This is a genomic window from Staphylococcus sp. HMSC069E10, from assembly GCF_001809205.1.
Lineage (GTDB): Bacteria > Bacillota > Bacilli > Staphylococcales > Staphylococcaceae > Staphylococcus > Staphylococcus hominis.
In genome coordinates, this window is the sequence record NZ_KV796496.1 from 20,329 (window position 1) to 21,416 (window position 1,088).

The 1,088-nt window shown below is 31.9% G+C and carries 1 protein-coding gene; it reads right to left on the reverse strand.

Annotation, left to right across the window (positions count from 1 at the left end; translation table 11 throughout):
* Positions 1-1,088, reverse strand: a 1,088-nt coding sequence (locus HMPREF2561_RS10115) for a DUF1542 domain-containing protein (RefSeq protein ID WP_141743267.1), incomplete at both ends; no start/stop codon positions are given.

Sequence of the window (1,088 nt, forward strand, 5' to 3'; positions counted from 1 at the left end):
CAATTGCTTGTCTTGCTTCTGATTTTTTAACTACTGTCGGCTGAATATTATTTATCATTGTAGTGCTATTTTGTTCAACTTGATCTACGTCATTATTTGTTTTTGCTTGATCAATTCCATGTTTTGCTTTTATGACTTCTTCGTCAACTTTTGATTTCGCTGCTTCTTTTTCTTCTGTCGTTGCATCAGGTGTTTGATCAATGATGGCTTTCCTAGTTAATGCAATTTGATCAATAGCATTCTTAGCTGTCTCTTTTTTTACAACTTCTGGCTGAATGTTATTTATAGCAACAGTTCCTCTATCTTTTGCTTGATCTACATCACTATTTGTTATTGCTTGATCAATACTATGTTTTGCTTTTGTAACTTCTTCGTCAACTTTTTGTTTTGCTGCTTCTTTTTCTTCTATTGTCGCATTTGATGTTTGATCAATATTATTTTTTTTAGCTCTTGCTACTTGATCAATTAACGTTTTAGCTGCAATTTTTTTTATAATATTGGGTTGAATATTATTAATTGCTATTGTGCTATTATGCTCAACTTGATTCACATCATTATTTGTAACTGCTTGATTAATGTTACGTTTTGCTTTTGTTACCTCTTCATCAACTTTTGATTTCGCTGCTTCTTTTTCTTCTGTTGTTGCATCAGGTGTTTGATCAATGATGTTTTTTCTAGTTAATGCAATTTGATCAATAGAAGTCTTAGCTGTCTCTTTTTTTACAACTTCTGGCTGAATGTTATTTATAGCAACAGTTCCTCTATCTTTTGCTTGATCTACATCACTATTTGTTACTGCTTGATCAATACTATGTTTTGCTTTTGTTACCTCTTCATCAACTTTTGATTTCGCTGCTTCTTTTTCTTCTGTCGTTGCATCAGATGTTTGATCAATGATGGCTTTTTTGATTTTTGCTTGAGTATCTATACCTCGTTTTGCTTGTTCTTTTTTAACTATATCTGGTTGGATATTATTTATTGATGCCGTACTATTATGTACTACTTGATCTACATCATTGTTAGACAAAGCACGATTAATATTATTTCTTGCTTCTGTCGCAGCTTCGTCTACTTTTGATTTTGCGGCT